Source organism: Thermococcus sp. 21S9 (assembly GCF_012027635.1).
GTDB lineage: Archaea > Methanobacteriota_B > Thermococci > Thermococcales > Thermococcaceae > Thermococcus.
This window is the reverse complement of record NZ_SNUS01000001.1, coordinates 661,772-681,326: the sequence shown is the minus strand read 5'-3', so window position 1 is coordinate 681,326 and position 19,555 is coordinate 661,772. Positions and strand designations below refer to the sequence as shown.

Annotated in this window: 19 protein-coding genes and 1 tRNA gene; 12 read left to right on the top strand and 8 right to left on the bottom strand. The window is 50.0% G+C overall.

Translation table 11 applies throughout. From position 1 onward, the window contains the following. Positions 1 to 7: 7 nt before the first annotated feature. Positions 8 to 694 (top strand): hypothetical protein, encoded by a 687-nt coding sequence (locus tag E3E28_RS04005; RefSeq protein ID WP_167914115.1) that lies wholly within the window; start codon positions 8 to 10, stop codon positions 692 to 694. A gap of 94 nt (positions 695 to 788) precedes the next feature. Further along, the gene (locus E3E28_RS04000) at positions 789 to 1,826 is read left to right on the top strand and encodes a hypothetical protein (RefSeq protein ID WP_167914114.1); all 1,038 of its coding nucleotides are present in this window, start codon (positions 789 to 791) and stop codon (positions 1,824 to 1,826) included. 43 nt (positions 1,827 to 1,869) lie between these two features. On the opposite strand, the gene E3E28_RS03995 is transcribed toward E3E28_RS04000, so the two are convergent. The 3 genes from E3E28_RS03995 to coaD all read right to left on the bottom strand — a co-directional run bounded on the left by E3E28_RS03995 (position 1,870) and on the right by coaD (position 3,214). After that, positions 1,870 to 1,945 (bottom strand) — tRNA-Gln (locus E3E28_RS03995). Between the two features lie 61 nt (positions 1,946 to 2,006). Then, the gene (gene tpiA / locus E3E28_RS03990) at positions 2,007 to 2,687 is read right to left on the bottom strand and encodes a triose-phosphate isomerase (protein ID WP_167915189.1); all 681 of its coding nucleotides are present in this window, start codon (positions 2,685 to 2,687) and stop codon (positions 2,007 to 2,009) included. 32 nt (positions 2,688 to 2,719) lie between these two features. Beyond that, the gene (coaD, locus tag E3E28_RS03985; protein WP_167915190.1) at positions 2,720 to 3,214 is read right to left on the bottom strand and encodes a phosphopantetheine adenylyltransferase; all 495 of its coding nucleotides are present in this window, start codon (positions 3,212 to 3,214) and stop codon (positions 2,720 to 2,722) included. Between the two features lie 67 nt (positions 3,215 to 3,281). On the opposite strand from coaD, the gene E3E28_RS03980 reads away from it, so the two are divergent. Genes E3E28_RS03980 through E3E28_RS03960 form a run of 5 tightly spaced genes read left to right on the top strand, consistent with a single transcriptional unit; the run spans position 3,282 to position 8,131 of the window. Continuing rightward, the gene (locus E3E28_RS03980; protein WP_167914113.1) at positions 3,282 to 4,496 is read left to right on the top strand and encodes a hypothetical protein; all 1,215 of its coding nucleotides are present in this window, start codon (positions 3,282 to 3,284) and stop codon (positions 4,494 to 4,496) included. Further along, positions 4,486 to 5,808: an acetate--CoA ligase family protein gene (locus E3E28_RS03975; RefSeq protein ID WP_167914112.1), complete on the top strand. Its 1,323-nt coding sequence runs from the start codon at positions 4,486 to 4,488 to the stop codon at positions 5,806 to 5,808. The genes E3E28_RS03980 and E3E28_RS03975 overlap by 11 nt, the downstream gene beginning before the upstream one ends. A 40-nt stretch (positions 5,809 to 5,848) precedes the next feature. Next, entirely contained in the window at positions 5,849 to 6,376 is a 528-nt protein-coding gene (locus tag E3E28_RS03970; RefSeq protein ID WP_167914111.1) for a flavin reductase family protein, read from the top strand. 34 nt (positions 6,377 to 6,410) lie between these two features. Continuing rightward, on the top strand, positions 6,411 to 7,388 hold the full coding sequence (locus tag E3E28_RS03965) for a bifunctional N(6)-L-threonylcarbamoyladenine synthase/serine/threonine protein kinase (protein WP_167914110.1): 978 nt from the start codon (positions 6,411 to 6,413) through the stop codon (positions 7,386 to 7,388). After that, positions 7,379 to 8,131 carry a DUF835 domain-containing protein gene (locus tag E3E28_RS03960; RefSeq protein WP_167914109.1) on the top strand — a complete coding sequence of 251 codons (753 nt, stop codon included), beginning with the start codon at positions 7,379 to 7,381 and terminating at the stop codon, positions 8,129 to 8,131. The genes E3E28_RS03965 and E3E28_RS03960 overlap by 10 nt, the downstream gene beginning before the upstream one ends. Here the strand turns inward: E3E28_RS03960 and E3E28_RS03955 are convergent. From E3E28_RS03955 to E3E28_RS03935, 5 genes are read right to left on the bottom strand one after another with little or no spacing between them, the layout of a single operon-like run. Further along, positions 8,128 to 8,964, bottom strand: coding sequence for an NAD(+) kinase (locus E3E28_RS03955; RefSeq protein WP_167914108.1), 837 nt, complete (start codon positions 8,962 to 8,964; stop codon positions 8,128 to 8,130). The two genes, E3E28_RS03960 and E3E28_RS03955, sit on opposite strands and share 4 nt — an antisense overlap. An 11-nt stretch (positions 8,965 to 8,975) precedes the next feature. Continuing rightward, positions 8,976 to 10,001: a flippase-like domain-containing protein gene (locus E3E28_RS03950; protein WP_206203797.1), complete on the bottom strand. Its 1,026-nt coding sequence runs from the start codon at positions 9,999 to 10,001 to the stop codon at positions 8,976 to 8,978. A gap of 2 nt (positions 10,002 to 10,003) precedes the next feature. Further along, the gene (locus tag E3E28_RS03945) at positions 10,004 to 11,173 is read right to left on the bottom strand and encodes an RsmB/NOP family class I SAM-dependent RNA methyltransferase (protein WP_167914106.1); all 1,170 of its coding nucleotides are present in this window, start codon (positions 11,171 to 11,173) and stop codon (positions 10,004 to 10,006) included. Then, positions 11,142 to 11,660, bottom strand: coding sequence for a DUF3201 domain-containing protein (locus tag E3E28_RS03940; RefSeq protein WP_167915188.1), 519 nt, complete (start codon positions 11,658 to 11,660; stop codon positions 11,142 to 11,144). Before E3E28_RS03940 ends, E3E28_RS03945 begins: the two co-directional genes overlap by 32 nt. Before the next feature lie 43 nt (positions 11,661 to 11,703). Then, positions 11,704 to 12,603, bottom strand: coding sequence for an LEA type 2 family protein (locus E3E28_RS03935; protein ID WP_167914105.1), 900 nt, complete (start codon positions 12,601 to 12,603; stop codon positions 11,704 to 11,706). A 72-nt stretch (positions 12,604 to 12,675) separates the two neighbouring features. On the opposite strand from E3E28_RS03935, the gene E3E28_RS03930 reads away from it, so the two are divergent. The 5 genes from E3E28_RS03930 (at position 12,676) to E3E28_RS03910 (ending at position 19,555) form a co-directional block, all read left to right on the top strand. Further along, positions 12,676 to 13,188 carry a CDP-2,3-bis-(O-geranylgeranyl)-sn-glycerol synthase gene (locus E3E28_RS03930; protein ID WP_167914104.1) on the top strand — a complete coding sequence of 171 codons (513 nt, stop codon included), beginning with the start codon at positions 12,676 to 12,678 and terminating at the stop codon, positions 13,186 to 13,188. Positions 13,189 to 13,281: 93 nt separating this feature from the next. Continuing rightward, positions 13,282 to 16,143, top strand: a complete 2,862-nt coding sequence (locus E3E28_RS03925) for a hypothetical protein (RefSeq protein WP_167914103.1) — start codon at positions 13,282 to 13,284, stop codon at positions 16,141 to 16,143. Between the two features lie 489 nt (positions 16,144 to 16,632). After that, on the top strand, positions 16,633 to 17,466 hold the full coding sequence (locus E3E28_RS03920) for a hypothetical protein (RefSeq protein ID WP_167914102.1): 834 nt from the start codon (positions 16,633 to 16,635) through the stop codon (positions 17,464 to 17,466). 940 nt (positions 17,467 to 18,406) lie between these two features. Continuing rightward, positions 18,407 to 18,925 carry a hypothetical protein gene (locus E3E28_RS03915; RefSeq protein ID WP_167914101.1) on the top strand — a complete coding sequence of 173 codons (519 nt, stop codon included), beginning with the start codon at positions 18,407 to 18,409 and terminating at the stop codon, positions 18,923 to 18,925. A 60-nt stretch (positions 18,926 to 18,985) separates the two neighbouring features. Next, entirely contained in the window at positions 18,986 to 19,555 is a 570-nt protein-coding gene (locus E3E28_RS03910) for a hypothetical protein (protein WP_167914100.1), read from the top strand.

Below are 19,555 nucleotides of genomic sequence, written 5' to 3'. Positions count from 1 at the left end.
TCTTCCGATGCTCGACCAGTTCAAGCTCCTTCCCAGCGTTGCCTACCTGCGCGTCGAGAGGCAGGCTTTCATCGGCTACTCCATGCCCTTAGCCGGATGGATAGGAGAGTATCTGATTAACTACCAGAAGCTCCCCCGACCGAACTTCCTTGGAAGGGCCATGAGGAAGCTGGGCTTTTCTTTCGCTGGAGAGGAGCGGGACGGGCGCTCAATAACCCAGTTCTTCGTGAAGGGGAGCGTTTCAATAAGCGCGAGCTGGGACGTCGAGCGGGAAAGCCTGTTTCTCCAGATAATTCCGCTTCGTTCAAGGCTGTCGAGGGGTTTAACCGTTAGGACCGAGAACATAGAGTTCTACGACCAGTTCGTCGTTTCCATCGAGCCGGCCGAGAGGCTTCCACCGGGCGTGAGGGGGATAGGGATTAAGGCCCTAATCCTCGAGGACTTCTACCCCATCGAGACTCCCTATTGGGGAATGCTCCACGAGGACTGGGAGAGCGAGCTCAACCTGCTCGTCATGAGGGACGAGGTTTATGACTCTTTGAAGCGAGAGGAGTATCGCTGTCCAGTTTGCTTCTCCCCGCTCGCGGAGGAGAACGGCGTTTTGAAGTGCACCCGCTGTGGCTTCGTCTACGCGCCGGAGAGCGACTTTGAGAGGGTCGTCGAGCAGTTCAGCGTCGAGGAGTTTGCGTTTTGATGTGGTCTCGTGATTCTATGAATACTATCTATAAATCGGCGTAAGATACCGCAAAAAATTTAAATTAAATTCCTTATTTTTATTCGGTGATGGTGTGGGTCAAGAAAATGCAAAAGAGAATATCAATAGAACTCCCCAAGAGGAAAATAGAGACATAACCCTTTTCGGCCTTTTTGCGACAGCAGTCACGTTAATAGCAACTTTGGTTTATCAATATTCAAAAGATGTTTTGACAGCTAAACTACAAATATGTGTGGATATAACCATGTGTGAATCTCTAAGTGTTACTATAATTCAAGAATATAATATGGTTGTACATAAATTCTTATCAGAATATGTGCTTATTGCAGTATTCTCCTTCTTTATGATGGTATCTTTTATGTGGGCATATGTGTATTCAAATTCAAATGAAAATAAATCAAATAATGAAAATGGAATTAAAATAAATAGAGAATTCTTTAGAAATACTGCCGGAGAATTTTTGGACTCGTTTATAATTTTATCAATATCTGTTGTTATCAGTTTGTCTCAAGTTTCAAAAAACAATATAAGCAACATAATGGGTACTATTACAACTATTACTATTACAGTCACTATATGGTTTGTTATCTTTATTACGTTAATATATTGGGCTATGGGAAAGTTTGATCAAATGTCTTCTAATAAAATGGTTATTATAGGACTGGTTATCGGGCTGTTTATTATAGAACTATTCCCATATTTGAGACCTCACTCTTTGCTTTATATTATTTGTATTATTATATTGGGTATTGTTATTTACAAACAAAATGTCAAATTATCGTTAATAATATTCAGTTTAATATCTCTATGCATTGCTAATAAGATCATCGTTACTGGCCCTAGAAATCTACCTAAATTTGTCAGTTTGAACCTATCAGAACTTTATATCCTAGTATTTGTTATAAAGTTTATTGTTGATAATTTTGAAGAAATTAAAAAAATATTTAAAAAATTAAAACCACCCAAGTCGTCTAATTCTGACGATTCTTCCAACAACTCTGCTAGAGGTAGCAAGCCCAACAATAATAACCAACGCAAGCCAGATAATGATAACAAACCAGATAATGGTTGGACATGCTTTGAAATATGTATTCGGCCGAAAGACCCCTAATTATGGTAGATAGGAGAGTGTTTTAGGAAATTGCAGGGCTGTATGGTAGCCCCGCCGGGATTCGAACCCGGGTCGCGGGATCCAAAGTCCCGCATGCTTGGCCGCTACACCACGGGGCTGCCCGATAAAAAAGCAGAGTCTGGGCTTATAAATCTTAAGTCTGACAAAAGTTAGAAAGGCTCAGAGAATCAGCGACACCAGGTCCCTTATCGCCTTCTCCGGGTCCTTGGCTTTGGTAACGCCGCTCGCGAGGAGGACTCCAACGCTTCCAAGCTCCAGAGCCTTCTTCACGTCCTCGCCCGTGCTGATTCCTGCCCCTGTGAGAACCTTAACATCCGGGTTGACCTTCTTGACCAGCTCAACGGTGTTGGTTATGACCTCGGGCTTGGCCTTGCTGACTGGGATTCCCGTTCCTATGAGCTCCGGTGGCTCGACTGCAACGTAGTCCGGGCCTAAAGCTGCCACCGCCGCGGAAACGGCCGGGTTGTTGGAACAGACCATCGTCATGAGTCCAACTTCTTCCGCCCTTCTAATGCTCGCCTCAAGGTCGGCCAGAATCATCCTATTCTCGGAGTGGTTGAGGAGCGTTCCCACCGCGCCAGCCTCCTTCACTGCCTCGGGAAGGACGTGGCCGGTGTGGCTTCCGGGCTTAATCGGGTCGATGTGCTGGGCAAAAACTGGAATCTCAACGCTCTCCGCTACCATTCTCAGGTCCGCAAGCTGGGGCGCGACGACTATGGTTATCCCGGTCTCCTTGTAAACCTTCTCAGCGGCCTTCGCTATTGCTAAAGCCCTCTTTCCGGTCGCCTCTATGTAGGTCTTGAAGTTAATCGCTATAATCGGCTCCTTCAGCTTCGCCATGGGTATCACCGTTGGTGTTAAGTTCTTTCCCCTTAAACGTCTTTCGGGGAGTTTTGTTTCCACTGGAGCGGTCTCCCGAAGGGGTCTATCAAACCGGCCCTTATCAGAGAGGAGCTTATCTTCGGCCCGAGGGAGCTCCTTATTATCGGAATCACGACTATCTCGAGCGGTTTAAGCCCGCGCTCCTCCCGGGCTCTGTTCACTATTAAAGCTCCTTTGTAGGTCTCCTCGCTTACGACGATTGCCTCCAAGCTCTTCATCTCTCCTGCGAAGCCTATCGCGTTGTGGATTTTGATGACGCGGTAGTTCGTGTAGCCGTTGACGTCGAAGAACTTGAGCAAATCTCTTAAGCGGAGCTCGTAGGGCAGTATTTTTTCGGCGTAGGGCTTGTCCCTAATCATCTCGTCTGAAGTTAGGCCGACGTAAACCACCTTCCCGACCTCGAAGGCCTTCCTCAGCAGGGCCTTGTGGCCGAGGTGTAGCCTGTCGAAGGTCCCACCGACGACGACTTTCCTGAACTTGCTCATGGTTTCCATTAGGCTTGGGAACCAATAAGCTTTTTTATCAGCTTCCGGAGTCCCCTTAGGTGGTGACATGAAGGGAAAGCTCTCCGTTCTGCTGGCGGTCATGATTCTTCTCTCGACGATTCCCCTGGGAGCTTCAGCGGGTGAGGATAAATCCATCAACCTCTTCGACGTTAGCATCTTCCTCAGGGTTTCCCAGATGAACATCAACGGCTCCCTCGTCTGGGCTGGCTCCTTCACGATTGAGGCGACCCTCGTGAACCAGACGTTCGTTGACTACCTCAACTCCCTTGCAAAGGTTAACGAGACCAACGCCACCAGGGAGTTCGCGAACCTCGTCTACGGCGTCGTCTACCAGAGCTTCAAGGACTTCATAAACAGTCGCCTCGAGGGGTCCAACCTGAGCGCCGTTATATACGTGCCCCCCGGCGGGCCCGTGCAAGTTACCGGCAAGTGGAGGGCAGTGATACGGTTTACCCTCACACCGTTCTTCGTGAACGAGGACGGCAAGTACCTGACCTGTCCGTACTACGGCTCTATGAGGATGAAGTTCCTGGGCGTCTCGTATCCGTTCAAGTGGCGCAGGTTCACGCTCGTCCTTCCCAAGAACTACGACATATACACGCTCGTTCCTGTTCCAAAGGAGCTCGTTGACAACGTCGCAGTCTGGGAGGACGGGGATTACTTCCCGATGATTAAGCTTTACAACCCCGTCTATCGTCTGGTTCAGTTCCTCAACTCAACAAAGAGATACCTCAGCGTTTCGTTCGACCCCACGGAGGGCCTGGTGTACTTCAACGCGACTTTCGTGGGCGCAAACGCTACGCCCTCCGTTGAGAGCACCCTCCTGGCTTCCTTCCGTGAGACGATGCATCCGCTCAGCATCTCTGCGAAGAAGATACCAAACGGCCTCAAGGTGATAGGCGTCGTTAAGCCTCAGGTTTCCGTCAAGAAGAACTGGCGCTCTGTTCAGTGGCTCGTCGTCGTGAAACTGCCCGGACGCTTCGATAACATAACGGTAATCGGTGGGAAGTACCAGCTTGGCCCGGACAACACCCTGATAATGGAGTTCAAGCAGGAGAGGAACACGTACCTTTACGCAATCGCGGGCGCGGGGGTTATACTCATCGCCGGTATTGTCCTGTTCCTGAGGAGACGCTCCCGGGCCTCTGAAGGGCTGGAAAGTGAGAATGGGGAAAACAGAACAGAGTCTGCAGGAGAAACTCAGAACGACGGGGCTCCAGAGGAGGAAAACCCGGGGGAGGGTGAGGGCGATGAGTCTTGACTTCTTTTTCTATCCCAAGAGTGTAGCCGTCTTCGGCTCCTTCAAGAAAGGCGCGATAGCCTACGAAATCCTCAGGAACATCGTCGAGGGTGGCTTTGAGGGAAAAATAGTTCCGGTCAATCCCAAGGGCGGAACCGTCGAGGTCGCTGGAAGGACCTTCCGAATCCACGAGAGGCTTGAGGAGCCAGTGGATACTGCTATAATAGCGATTCCCGCCAGGTTCGTTCCTGCTCTAATCGACGAAATCGGTTCGCTGGTCAAGGGTGCCGTCGTTATAAGCGCGGGCTTCTCTGAGGTCGGGAACGATGAACTCGAGCGCGAACTCATTGAGAAAGCCAAGAAGCACGGCGTTAGAATCATCGGCCCCAACTGCGCCGGAATCTTCGGCGTCCACGGGAAGTTCTTCGGCTCCTTCGAGGTTCGCGTAAAGCCCGGTGGACTGGCCTTAATCAGTCAGAGCGGGGCCTTCGGCGGTGCGGCGTTGGCTATGGGCAACGACGAGGGAATAGGATTTTCGGCTTTCGTCTCCTACGGAAACGCCTCAGATTTAAACGAGAGCGACTTTTTGGAGTATTTTGCGGACGACGAGAACACCAAGGCGATAGCGCTCTACATCGAGGGCGTTAAGGACGGCAGGCGCTTCCTGAAGGCCCTCCGCTACGCGAGCGAGAGGAAGCCGGTTATAGTCCTCAAGGCCGGAAAGAGCGCGAGTGGAGCTAAAGCCGCCGCTTCCCACACGGGCTCGCTGGCCGGAAGCTATGAAATCTACCGCGCCGCTTTCAAGCAGGCCGGGGCAATAGAGGTTGAGGAGATGGAGGAGCTCTTTGACGCCGCGAAGGCCTTCGAGATGTATCCCAGAGCTGGAAAGAGAATTGCCGTAATCACCAACTCCGGAGGACCGGGTGTTTTGGCCACCGACAAACTGGAAAAGCTCGGCCTTGAGATAGCCAAACTGAGCGATGAGACCGTTGGGGAGCTCCGCTCCTTCCTTCCGCCCCAGTGCTCCACCAGAAACCCGATTGACCTGATAGCGGATGCGGACTACGAGCGCTATAGGAGGACGATTGAGACCGTTTGTAAGGACGAGAACGTTGATGCCCTCTTGGTAATCTGCGTCCCGCCGATTTTCATTCCGAGCGAGGAGATAGCCAAAGCCGTAATCGATGCCGACTGCGACAAGCCGGTTGTGGTTAACTTCATGGCCGGCGAGCTGGTTCGCGGTGGTGTTAGGCTCTTGGAAGAGAACGGAATCAAGAACTTTCCGACGCCTGAGCGCGCTGCGAGGGCTTTGCACTGGCTCTCGCTTCGCTAACCTTTTAAATTTGAAGTTCTCTTCAATTTTTGGTGGTTCTATGGACGTCTACAGGCTCCTATACCCGATGAGGACGTACCTCGTTGTCGCGGGCAGAGGGGACGAGACCAACGTGATGACTGCCGACTGGGTTACGGTTCTCTCCCACGAGCCCACCATGATAGGGGTCGCAATCTCGCCCAAGCGGTTTACATGGAAACTCATCAAGAAGTACCGTGAGTTCGTGGTCAGCGTTCCGAGCGTTGAGATGCTCGACGACGTCTGGGTGGCTGGCACAAAGCACGGGCCTGGGAAGTTGCGCGAGACTTCCTTTGAGCTGGTGCCATCGAAGAGCGTTGAGACCCCGAGCATCGGGAACGCGCTGGCCAACCTCGAGTGCAGGGTCGTTGACGAGAGGGACTACGGCGACCACACGTTTTTTGTGGGAAAGGTCGTCGGGTTCTCGTATTCAAAGGAGGCTTTCCCCGCAGGGAAGCCCAACGTCAAGGCTGGGTTCCTCGCCCATTTGTCGTGGACCGATTTTGTAACTTTTAGTAGTAAAATTTATCGTCCCTCAAGGAGCCGGTAGCCTTTTATATCCCACACTTTCATCTTTGACCGTCATGATAGCTCTCGGTATAGAGGGAACCGCACACACCCTGGGTGTAGGCATCGTAACCGAGAATAAAGTCCTCGCCAACGTATTCGACACGCTCACAACCGAAAAGGGCGGAATCCACCCGAAGGAGGCCGCCGAGCATCACGCGCGCCTTCTCAAGCCCCTTCTTAGAAAGGCCCTTCAGACGGCTGGAATAACGATGGAAGACGTTGACGTCATAGCCTTCTCCCAGGGGCCCGGCCTCGGGCCGGCTCTGAGGGTCGTGGCTACCGCGGCGAGGGCCTTGGCGATAAGGTACGGCAAGCCAATCGTTGGAGTGAACCACTGCATAGCCCACGTCGAGATAACCAAGATGTTTGGGGTTAAGGACCCCGTTGGTTTATACGTGAGCGGTGGAAACACCCAGGTTTTAGCTTTGGAAGGGGGTCGCTACCGCGTCTTCGGCGAGACCCTCGACATCGGAATAGGTAACGCGATAGACACATTCGCCAGGGAGCTCGGCATCGGCTTTCCAGGCGGTCCGAAGATTGAGAAGCTCGCACTTAAAGGTGAGCGCTACATCGAGCTCCCCTACGCGGTTAAGGGAATGGATTTGAGCTTCTCCGGGGTTCTGACCGAGGCGGTGAGGAAGTACCGCACCGGCAAGTACCGCGTCGAGGATTTGGCTTACTCCTTCCAGGAGACGGCCTTCTCTGCCCTCGTTGAAGTCACCGAGAGGGCAGTTGCCCACACTGGAAAAGATGAGGTCGTTCTCGTCGGTGGAGTCGCCGCCAACAACCGTCTCCGCGAGATGCTTAAAATCATGGCCGAGGACAGGGGCGTTGAGTTCTTCGTTCCGCCCTACGACCTCTGCAGGGACAACGGGGCGATGATAGCTTACACCGGCCTGAGGATGTTTAAAGCCGGAATAAGATTCTCGCTCGATGAAACCGTCGTCAAGCAGAAGTTCAGAACGGACGAGGTTGAGGTGACATGGGACTGATAGTTCCCGTCTATATCTTGGTCATAGACATCCTGCTTGCCGTTGCTATCGGTTATGCGTTTCTCTTTATGCTTAGGCGCCTCAACCGCTACGACCCCGAGCTTAACGCGATGGTGAAATACTCCGTTATTTTCCTTGGGATTGCTGAAATCGGTAGAATCGTGGACATAATCGATGACTTTTGCTGTCGGCCTTCTGCCCGCTATTTTGAGATAGTTGCTTACCTCATCTCAATACTTGGAGTCATTTACACGGTTGTTTACTACATCAAGCTTGTTGAAAACCGTTACATCCCAACGCCCCCGAAGGCCGACAGGAAGTCCTCCCTCGGGGCGCATATTGTCTTCTCTAAGAACCGTCTTCTGGATGTTATTGAACTCCTGAAGAACGCGGACTTCCCGGTTCTGGCCGTCACCAGGTCCCCTGGGATGTACGAGGGCTTCGACAACGTCTCAACCGTCTGGGTGACGCAGGTTTCCGGTGGCGTGAACCCAACGGCCCTCCACGTCCTTCACGACGTCATCCTGCGCTTCGTTCAGGAAAATCCCGGTTCGGCGGTTCTAATAGACTGCGTGGAGTACCTGCTCCTCTACAATGACTTCAGAACGGTTTTCAAGTTCCTCACGAACCTCAAGGACCACGTCGTTCTCCAGCACGGCTCGGGTCTCGTAATCTTCGTTGACGACTCCGTTCTGAGCGAGCAGGAGAAAGCCCTCCTCCTGAAGGAGTTCGAGCCCCTTTAAAACCTCTTCTTCAGCCTCAGCGTGTACTTCGGGTAGATTTCCTTCGTAAAGCGCACGAACTTTGCCTTCCTCGGCGAGAGCTTTATGGTTATTTCGGTTTCGGGGGGCAGGTAGGTGTAGAACTGGCCGTCTACGGCGAGCACTATCTCCCTCTTCAGGGCCATGTTGCGAACGTCTATCCTGCTCTCAGCCGGCACTACCATTGGCCTCGAGCTCAGTGCTATCGGCGCGAGGGGGGCTATAACCGTAACGCTGAGCCTCGGGTCTACAAAGGGCCCTCCAGCGCTCATCGCGTAGCCGGTTGAGCCCGTGGGCGTCGAGATTATGAGGCCATCTGCCCGAATCTCGTCGGCGAGTCCACCGTCGATATAGTAGCGGAGGTGGATTATCTTGCCCGGGATTCCCGTGAGTATTGCCACCTCGTTGAGGGCATCGGGGACGCTGGCCTTGCCGTCAAGGTAAGTTCTCAGCTTTATGCGCTCGTCTATGTAGTACTCGCCCTCAATCAGCTTGCTTATCGCGAAGAACGTCTCGTGGGGCTCGACCTCCGTGAGGAAGCCGAGGGTGCCCATGTTGACGCCAAGGATTGGTATGTCCCTCTTCGTCTTGTGCTCGACCCTGAGAATTGTTCCGTCACCGCCTATGACGATTATGAAGTCCACGTCAAAATCTTCAAGCGGGAGAACGTCCGCCTCCTCAAACTCCTTCAGGTGCCTGTATGTGTCCTCGTCAACCACAACATCGTAACCGCTGACCTTGAGAAAATCGTAGACGCGGTAGGCCAGCTTCAGGGCCTCTGGCCGGTCCCTTCGAGCCACGACGCCGAACCTCATGGTAATCCCCCTTACCTACGGCCCCTACCAATTAAACCTTTTCTCCTCAGCTTTGCCCCGAAGTGTGTCGTCACGAGGGCTCCCAGGGCCGTTGGAATCCAGTATGAGATGAGCCTGTCGAGGAGCGTCGCGGTGACGGCTATCTCCTTGTTTATACCCAGGAGGACGTAGATTCCAGAGTTCACGGTCTCGATTATGCCCGCCCCACCGGGGATGACGCTCAGCATTCCAACCACTATTCCGACCATCTGAACGACCATAACGTCCACGAGGGAAACCGGGTAGTTGATGGCCCTGAAAGCGTAGTAAGTCCGTAAAACCGTGAAGAGCCACGAGGCTGTCGAGTAAACCAGCGCGAGCAGGAAAACTCCCTTGTGTCTAATCAGAAACCTGAAGTCGCTCTGGAACCTTGGAACGTCAACTTCAACCGCCTTTTCAAACCTGTCGCGGTACTTCTCGGCCTTTCCAGGCGCGAGCCTTTCGAAGAGCCTGAAAAACCAGTAGAGGGCCCCCTTTGTTTTCCTCTCGCTCAGCAGGATTCCAAGGGTGAACAGGATGAGTCCCGCGAAGACCAAGTCGAGCAGTACAAGGACTGCCGTGAGCGAAAGCGAACCGAGCCTGTAAACGTAGGCGGTGGAAAAGGCCAGCATAACCACGACCGGAATCAGGTCGAGGATTCTGTCCATCATAACCGTCGCGAACACTTGGCCGTAGGGCTTCTCCGTTTCCTTCGCCAGGAAGTACATCCTGACAGGTTCCCCACCGCCCCTCGCTCCAGGGGTGACGTTGTTGACGAATATCCCCGCGAGCAAAGCCAGGAGTATCTTCGTGAAGCTCGCCCGCACTCCAAGGGCGTTGAGGAGAACGCGCCAGCGCAGACCCCACGACAGGAGCCCGAGGACGTACATGAGAACCGCGAGCAGGAAGTAGTCAAGCCTTGCCCCCCTTAGAATTTCCACTACGTCCCTTATCCCGGCCCACCAGAGGAGGAGCGCAATTATCGCTATTCCCACGGCCAGGAGGGAGTACTTCTTCATGCTCACACCTTCCTGAGCTTTGCTATGAAGAAGCCCTGGGTTAAGTGCCTGTTTGGATAGAAGCGCTGAACTCTATCAAGTCCGATTCCTTCGGAGCCTATGAAGACGGCCTGCTCCTCCAGCTTTAAGCCCTTCTCCAGCATGAACTTGACGTTTGCCTCGTTCTCCTCGTAGCTCAGCGTGCAGGTCGAGTAAACCAGAACTCCACCCGGGCGGAGGGACTTTATCGCGGCCCAGATGAAGGCCCGCTGGTATCGAGCCGTCGCGATTATGTCCTTCGGCGTTCTGCTCTCCCAGAGCTTCGGCCTTATTCCCAAAGCCGTGCACGGGGCATCCAAAAGTATCTTATCGGCCTGAAGCCCGAGCTCCGGCAGTTTCCTCGCGTCCATTCTGATGAGCTTGACGTTCTTGACGCCGAGCCTTTGGAGTTCCTCCTCCATTTTCCTAAGTCTGTTTCTGGATTTGTCAATCGCGATGATTTCGCCCCTGTTCTGGAGGAGCTGGGCTATATGGCTCGTCTTTCCGCCGGGAGCGGCCGCCATGTCGATTATTAATTCTTCCTCGCTCGGCTCGAGGACGTGGGCGACCACCATGGACGGCAAGCTCTGGGCGTAGAAGAGGCCCTCCTTAAAGCTCTCCAGCTCGCTCAAACTGGGAAGTTTGAACTTTGGAGTCGTAACCTCAACGGCCAAACCCCTCGTCGAAACTATCATCTCCTTGGCGCTCATTTTGGCAATTCCAATCCCGACGAGAAGTCCCTTAGGGTCCCTAATCTCGACCTCGTCGCCGGGCTTTATGCTCTTGTCCGCCTGAAGAACGCCGGGAGCGTAGAGGTTTGCCCCCTGGTAGACGCTCTCGCTCGCGAACTTGTTGGCCCTGACGACCTTCAGCCCGGGCTCGTAGTCGTCCGGAAAGTTGGGGCCTTCCCTCTCGAAGTAGATGCCCTCCCTGAGGTAGGGGCTTCTTTTCGGCTTCAGTCCCTCCCGCCTGAGGATTCTCATGAGCTTGTCCCTGCTCGTTTTTAGGGTGTTCACGCGGATGTAGTACTTCTCGACCGGCGTTCTGAGCGATGCCATTATCTCCTCTGCCTCTCTACCGAAGAGCTTACGGTAGTACTCTTGAAGCTCCGCCGGAAATGCCTCAAAGGTCGAAGATTTCCCACTCCCTTCCAACGTCAATCAGCCTCTCAAGGCCTTTTTTGAGCGCCTCAACGCTCCCGAAGTTCGCCTCGAACTGGAAGACCTTCTCATCACTCCCCTCAATCCTCTCAAGGACATCCCTTGGCGAGACCCTTCCGTCGCGCCTCCAGTTGTAGACGTCGCTCAGGAAGTTCTCGCTCCCGTAGATGAAGCTCCTCGGGAAGAGTTCAAGGAACAGGCTCAAAAAGCCCTCGCTTATCCTCTCCTTTGGAACGGCAACGACGAAGTAGTAGCTCTCGGGCGTCACGCCTACCTCAATCTGGGGCTTTATTTCGAAGGCCGGGTGCGGATAGTCCATTCTGACCCACTCGCCGTCGAGGAATATGTAGGCCCCGAAGACCTCCTCCACATCCTCCACCTTGAAGCCCTTCTCCGGAAGTTCGGCCTTGAGTTCTTCGTTGAGCGTGAATATGTCGTCCCACAGCCTGTTGAGAAACTCGTGGATTTCCTTAACGTTCATCCCCCTCACCGTAAAGAGAAAGGAGAAGCGAGCCTTTAAAAGCTCATCCCCGCGTGAGCTGGGAGAGCGCTTCGTTGATACCCTCCATTATGTTGGTCCTTACGACCTTCTTCTCGGTTTTGAGCGGTATCTGGACCGTGTTGCCGAGGATTGTCGTCGAAAGCGTTATCTGGACTTCAACGGTGCTCTCCTCGCCGTTCTTCACGTGGAGGGCCCAGACCTTTGGCAGGACGTTCTCGTCGAGCTCTATGACGGCCGTGACGGTCGCGTATCCCTTTGCGGGAATGACCGTGGACTTCGGCAGGTAGCCGGTTCCAATCTTGATTCCGTTCGCGTAGAGGTCAAACGTCAGGTTTGCCACCGGAATCGGGAACGAGTTGGGGTTGTAGAACTCCATATCGGCGATGAGTATTCCCCTGTTTCCCTTCTCCCCACCCCAGCGGACTTTGGTGCTCAGCAGGGCTGGAGTGTACGCGAGGCCTCCAAGGATTGGCTTGCTCTCCGCAGTGAAGTTGAGCTTCCCAAGCAGGTCCATGTGGACGTTGCGCTTCACGCTGAACTTCAGTGGAATCACCTTCAGGAGCCTGCCGTTGAAGGAAATCTTCGCCGTTCCGTTCTGTCCGTTGTTGAGGTAGTCGAAGAGCGCCCTCACGAGGTTGCGGTTGTCTATGCCAAGGACGATGAGCGCGTTTTTCTCTGACAGTTTCACCCTGTCGGTCCATGCAACAGTAAGCCCCATGAAGTTCATCGTGACGTTGTTCATTGAAACCGGGAGGATGATGGGCTTGCTCCACTCGCCCTGGATGATGACCTCTGTGGTCGCCTCGGTTACGTTGCCCCAGCGGGCCGTGAACTTTGGAGGTGAGCTAAGGAGCGCGTAGGCGATGTAGGCCCCCCACAGGAGCAGTGCCAGGAGCACGATTGCAACAAGTTTCTTTATCATGCCGACCACCTTTTTCCACTCTTATCCCTCAATCCTTATAAAAGGTTCCCAGCTTATTCCCTTGGTGGTAGAATGGGGCTGGAGTCCATCTTTTGGGCGTTCTGGTACATCCTTCCCGCTTACGTGGCCAACGCTTCCCCGGTACTCGTTGGAGGGGGAAGGCCGATAGACGGTGGACGGAAATGGCGGGATGGAAAACGGCTTCTCGGTGACGGAAAGACCTGGAGGGGCTTCATCGGTGGCGTCGCTATAGGAACGCTCGTTGGGGTAATCCAGTACTTCCTAACGCCGGACTTCTACGGCTCACTCGGAACCGCGGTCAAGCTGGCATTCCTTCTCTCCTTCGGCGCACTCGTCGGAGACCTCGTGGGTAGCTTCTTCAAGAGGCGCGCAAACCTCCCGCGCGGTGCCCCGGCGATAGGCCTCGACCAGCTCGGCTTCCTGATAAGCGCCCTGGCCTTTGCTTACCCTGTTAAAACTCTCTCCAGCGGGCAGATTATATTCCTCCTCGTCGTCTCGCCCTTTATTCACTGGGGGGCAAACTATTTCGCCTACAAGATGGGCTGGAAGAGCGTCCCCTGGTGACTTACTTTTTGTCAGTTTTTCAAGTATGTTTGCTGTTATGATACGAGTAATCAAAATTTTGGGAGAAAACTTTTTTAGAGATACTTTTTTCCGATGCTTGGTGGTCATATGAAACGAGGGCTTGGAGTGTTGATTATCGGAATAATGTTGGGTGCTCTGGTTTATGGGGCAATGGTATCGACATCGATGGTTCTGGCGAGTGAAGTCAACGAAGACAAAGCGTACGAGGACTTCTGGAGAATCCTCAACGATGAGGCTTACCTTGTCGTCGCCTTCAACGAGAGCCTCTCCAGCGGTAATCCCAACGCAACCCTTGCCCAAAAGCTAATAGACAACTCCCGCCAGGGCGAGCTTAACTCAGCCAACATCTCCGCCCAAATCTGGCTTGCCCTTGAGGAACTTAAGAAATCGGGAGTTAAGCTCTACTATTCGGCCGACGAGCTTAAACAGATGGCCCAGCAAATAAAGAGCAACGGTCTTCCAGCCGAGACGGTAAACGAACTGAAAGCCCAGGGCTGGACAGATGATGAAATCAAGGCGCTTGAGGAGTACATTGCCAAGAACGCAGATAACATAACCTCGGGCTTTGACATGGGAAGTTTCCTCACCAACTTTTCACAGGCCTTCGTGATGGTCGGCTTCAAGTACGCCGACTACGAAACCTGGGCATTGGAGAAATGGAAGTGGTCTACTCCTGCAAAGTCCAAAGCTGATGCTATGAAAACCTACGGAAATGCTCCAAAGAAAATCGTTCCTGACCTTGCAGACCAGTGGTCTAAGTTTTACCACGCCTACCTCTCGGACGATGTGAACGGAATGTCTTCGGCCCTTAGTTCTATGGAGAAGACTATGGACTCACTCCTCCTCAACTCCCGCTGGACGACCGTTGGTGACGGTGGCATTATCATCCAGAATGTTGCTGAAGACGGGATTGTGAACAACCACATTACCCTCTATGGTACAAACTACTACTGGCCCACCGCCGTTGAGGCATACAAGCAACTTCGCAGGGTTTATGTACTCGTCAACGTCATGAAACTCGGAAACGGCAACCCAGAGGTTAAGGCGATGCTCAACAGGGAAGTTGCCGAGCTTAAGGATTCTCTGGTTGCTTACGTCAGGCAGAGCACTTCACCGACTCCTTCCCCGAGTCCATCTCCAACGCCGATTATCTGCCTGCCCGGGAAGTGTGATACAATTACCCCATTAACTTCCGGGGAGCCCCTTCTCTCGTCCCCTCTGACGTCTACTAAAACCAGCACCTCACAGCCAACCGACTTAGCGCTTGATGTTAACAGCAACTACGGCTATATCTACATAGAGAACGTGAGCGTCGTCGTTGATGACGTTACCTCAACAAAGGCCACGTACCATATCGAGGTCTCTTTCAGGGCCGAGCACAACGCCGTTTCCGATGTGAACGTAACGCTCACGGATTCCAGCGGAAGCGACTCCGGCCACTACTCGATGGTTCACCCCTATGATGGCATTAAAGTGTGGAAGAGTAAGGAGTTCACGGTCAACTTCAACGGAAAAACACAGGTTACCGTAAGCGGAACCGTCAAAATCAGCTACCTTTCAACTCCCACACCGACTCCGATGTCAAATCCCTCACAGCCGACCGTTTCGTCAAGCTCGAATTCCGATGTTCAGGTTGCCGTGGAAAGTTACTCAAAAACCATAACCGCAAACCTTGAAATTGACCCCTCTAAGGTGTTCTTTGCGATAGTCCCGTCCAAAACAAGGACAACCGAGGGTTCCTCAGTGTCCTTCACAATCAAAATCAGGAACGAGAACGATGCACCTGTTTCGGGCCAGTGGAGCTTCCACGCCGTCTACAAGGACAGCGGTTACAACACCCACTCCTTTGACAGGAGTGACTCCGTTACAGTTCAGCCCCACGACACAATGCTTATCTCAGTTGGTCCCGTGCCGTATCCTGTCCCCGGAACCTACGGCTATTCAGGAAGCTTTAAGTTTGGGCCCAATCAGATGTATTCAGGGGACGATGGCGGGGATGTAGTGGTTATATCGGGTTCAACCTCCGGCCCGGCTCTGAGAATTCAGAGTGTAACTTTTGACCCTGATTATCCTAAGGAGGGTGATACAATTAAGTTTAACGTTAAGATAGATAGTACTTATCTGAGCACCCAGAGAGCTCTGGTTAAGCTGTACATTGATGATGAGCTTAAGGACTCGAAGAAGGTTAACGTTAGTACCTCTGGCGCTTCAGTGACTCTTCACTGGACTGCACAGGCGGGGGAGCATGATTACACTGTCAAGGTTTACAGGCTCGTTGATGAGCAGGAGCTGTGGGAGGACTCAAAAGGGAGGAACATAAATGTTATCCAAGATGGGATTGAGATTGTAAAGACAGAATGCCCGGAGAGGGCAGGACTTGGGGAAACTGTTACTTGTAAAATATACCTTAAGAACAACCTTGCAGAGAGGGTTAATATTAACACGAAGGATGTATTCCTGTATGGCCATCCTTATGATGAATATCTCCAGCAGTCAAAAACAGTGAAAATTGAGTATCCAATCCAGAATTCAATTAATATTGACCCTAATCAAACGGAGGTTTTACTCGTGGCTCCCATTCACATTCCAGAAAAGAAGAGCATGCTCGATTATAGATACATATACGATTCTGCCCTGGGAGGTTGGGAGTTTGCTTGGATAGAGACAAATTATACACTAGAAATCCAACTTGATATGCCATATCCCCAAAATGACACGAAACTATTAATACCAATAAAACTGTATTATTTTGGTAGTAAGCTAATGCAAGAAAACTCAAGCACTCTTGCAAATGAACTCCTTGGGTCAGTGGTAGCTTCGGGCATAGGGGCTGGAGTTGCATTACTCTTGGGCTTAGGTCCTGTGGGGGGAGCTATTGTTACCGGGATTGTTGTATTCATGGTAGCCTATGCACAAATAGAAGCAAGGGGGTGAAAATTGATGTTTAATGGTCTTTTGTATTATTTTGATTTTTATATAATGCCTGGGATTGTTGTCTTAGGGGTAGTGATGATATACTTACACTTAAAGAGGGGCAATGTTAATTTAGCAAGAAGATCAACATTAGTCCTTCCAATGCTTCTATCTTACTGGGCTTGGATTAAGTTTTTAATACCTTACTCTTTGCAGAATCCCTGGCATTTCTTTGTTATTTTCATTGTTACTGGAGCACTTATTTTTTACTTCCAACTTCTATTTAAATTATATCCAAATGATTTGTAGAATTTTTTATTTTTATTGATGTAATTGATTAATAGTTTGTAGTTTTGCCATTAAGCTGGAGGCTTTCCCGACGGAGCTGGAGGGTGGTGGAACGGTGTTCTTCACAGTGAAGGCGTGGAACTTTGCAAGTGATGCTCTGAACGTTCAGTTCCATGTTGTCAATGAGAGTGGAAAGGTTGTCTATCCAAAGGATGGGGGTGGGTGTCCAAGTATATCCCCAAAGATGCCGAGAATTACACTCTCGCATCTTTTGACAGGGATGTCTTTGGGATTGGAGACCACACTTACACTGTAGTAGCTAAAATCTCTGGAGAAGAAGAGAACGACAGCGTAACGATTAAAGTGACTCCCTCAAACGGGACGCTAAAACAGGTGGGCTTTGAGTGCAGTGATTTATACTTTAAATATGACATGGGTAATTACAAAGCAGCCTTGACCTGCAGGTTATCTATATTTAACGGATATCCTTATCCTGTTTTCATAAATAACTCTGTTGTATCTACTATTAGCATATCCCCTAAAACTTTAGCGAAGTATCTGAGATCTAGAATTTTAATAGATACAGTCTCTAACAGAACTATCCTCCCTAAAAGATACCTAACTATAACATCTACCGCATATTTCTTTGTACCTAAACCAGATTTGCCTCTATTATTATCCAAAATATTTCCTCAGTTGGCAGATGCAGGAGCAGATGTGAAAGTTGAGAACATTGTTATTCATACAACCACTGCAACTGTCAACATGACATATAACCTGACCCTGGATATTCAGGGAGAGCTTAAGATAAAAAGGTATCGTGTAACCTCGATTATCCATGTAAAAGTTGATCAGGTAGCGGTTGTGGCTGATATTCTTGCAGATGTTGGATTAACTTATGGGGCATTTAGGGGAGTAAATGCTGTGGCAGATGTTAGTTTGTTCAAGAAATTCATAACGAAAGTGCCTCCTAAATATAGATACGCTCTTGGATTTTTAGGCCAAATAAGCCTGAATGATATTAAAGAACAGATTATAACTACTGTCTCGGGGTGATAGGCCATGAGTAAAGTCCGTGAAAAACCATGTTTGCGTTCTTTTTTCTTATTTTTAGCCTCCTTCGTTCCTTATACGCTACTGTTGGTAAATACAACTAAGCCTTTGAGCTGGGTTACCACTATGTTCTTTATTCCCGTCCTATTGGCTATATTGTTTTTCTTTATCTTTAGAAAAAAGAATTTGAGATTGGTTTTGTTCTTCTATTATGTTTTGTTGGGAGTTCCTATATTAAGATTTCATAGTTCTTCGTTTTATCTTACTGTCGTTACCTTTTTGATAGCGCCTCCACTGTGGTTGTTTGCTTATAAATACCTATGCAGTTGCCTTGAGTATTATCTTGGAAAATTTGAAATTAAAGCCAGGAAAAACCAACTGATAGGTTTTATTTCGATTGTTGTTTTTCTTGTTGCTATGAACTTTCTAGTATTTCATTCCGACATAGCAGACGCGATAATGTATTCTCTTGCAATGTTCGTCCCAATTCCGATAGGGCTCCTTGCAGGTAATGCCCTATGGGGGCGAAATTTTGTGTATGATGATAATAAATGTAGTAAAATAGCCACTAGCTTGTTTCTTTTTTATGTTGTTCTATCTTTGAGTATATATCATATCAACATGAGAAACCTTCTATCTCCATTGGCCCTGTTTCTTTCTCCAATTCTCTGGCCGACAGCGTTCATATACCTATGTGAATGGTTAAGGGAGTTTAGGAAAAAATAACGATGGGCTTCAACATGAAGGTTAAAGTGACGCCTTCAAACGGAACGCTAAAACAGGTGAGCTTTGAGTGCGGTGATCTGTATTCACCAAGCCAGACATTGCCGTTACGTTGATATTCCTGAAGGGATCAAACAAGGTGATAGTATGGACAAGAAATGCAATTGAATACTCGCGGAAGGTATTTGGTTACCTTGACTATTTCAAGGAGGAGTGAAAAATGGAGCCGGTGTGTATAGTCTCTCTCCTTCCTCTTTTGGGGCTTGTAGCGTATCCTAACTGGAAGAGGGTGCTCCAGCTTTCTTTTGCCTTTTCACTGCTATCTTTGGAATTGCTGACACTTAGCAAGGCCTTTGAGAATCCTGTCATCGGCCTGGGATTTGGATTTCTTTCGTTTGGGATACCATACTCTCTAATCACAAACCGGGCCAAAAAGGATAAAGAGTTTTCAAGTGGGAACAGTATTGTTCTTGTCATATGGGTTGCTGTAGTGGCTTATTTGGTAGTCAACAAAGGTATCCAGAACTCCGTCACCTTCCTTAAAATGGCCTCGATAAGCCTGCTAGATGGGATTGGAATACTCTCATTGAGTCAAAAGCTTGGAAAAACTTATGTGGCGCTAACATTGTTGGCACTTTGGGCATTAATCTGGATAGTCAAAGATTACATAATTGTACTTTTGGGTGTAATAGCTGTAGCGTTATACGTTGCCCAATTATATATTGGGGAGTTGATATGAAACGTCACGCCGTAGTAGATCCGCATAGAAAAACAATAATGATGTCTCTCGGGTGATATCATGAATGAATTCCGGATCCATAACCTACTGACGTTTTATCTTCCCTTTTTGATTTTAATTGTTTTTGTTTATGAATTTTTCAGCCAAAATTCCAAGGCACTGATTTATGTTATAGGAAACTTGATAGCTTATTTGGCAATTAGGCTTGAACTCCACCATTATACTCACAAATGGGGTTTTCACAGAAATAAAAAATTTGTCAAAATCCTTGTAGTCTATGACTTGTTTGCGATGGGGTTTCTATTGCCAACTATTCTTGTATATTCAACAAGAGCAACTCTTGTCAAGAATATTTTGATTTATGTTGTCGTTGTGTTCCTAATTTATGTTCCGATTTCCAAAATGATTGATAAATTAATGGGAATGGGACTGTTAATATTCTCTGGTGGATTTTCGCTTATAATCTTCTTGACTGCACGGACAGTTTTAGTGCCATTAATCTTTATGCTTCTCAGCTTGTGGACATGGTTGCTACTGAAACACAACTTGGTAAGTTACACCCAATATATCACAGTGAATGCTCTCAATACTGGGCATAAAGGCGATGAGAATAAAAACATACAACTTTAG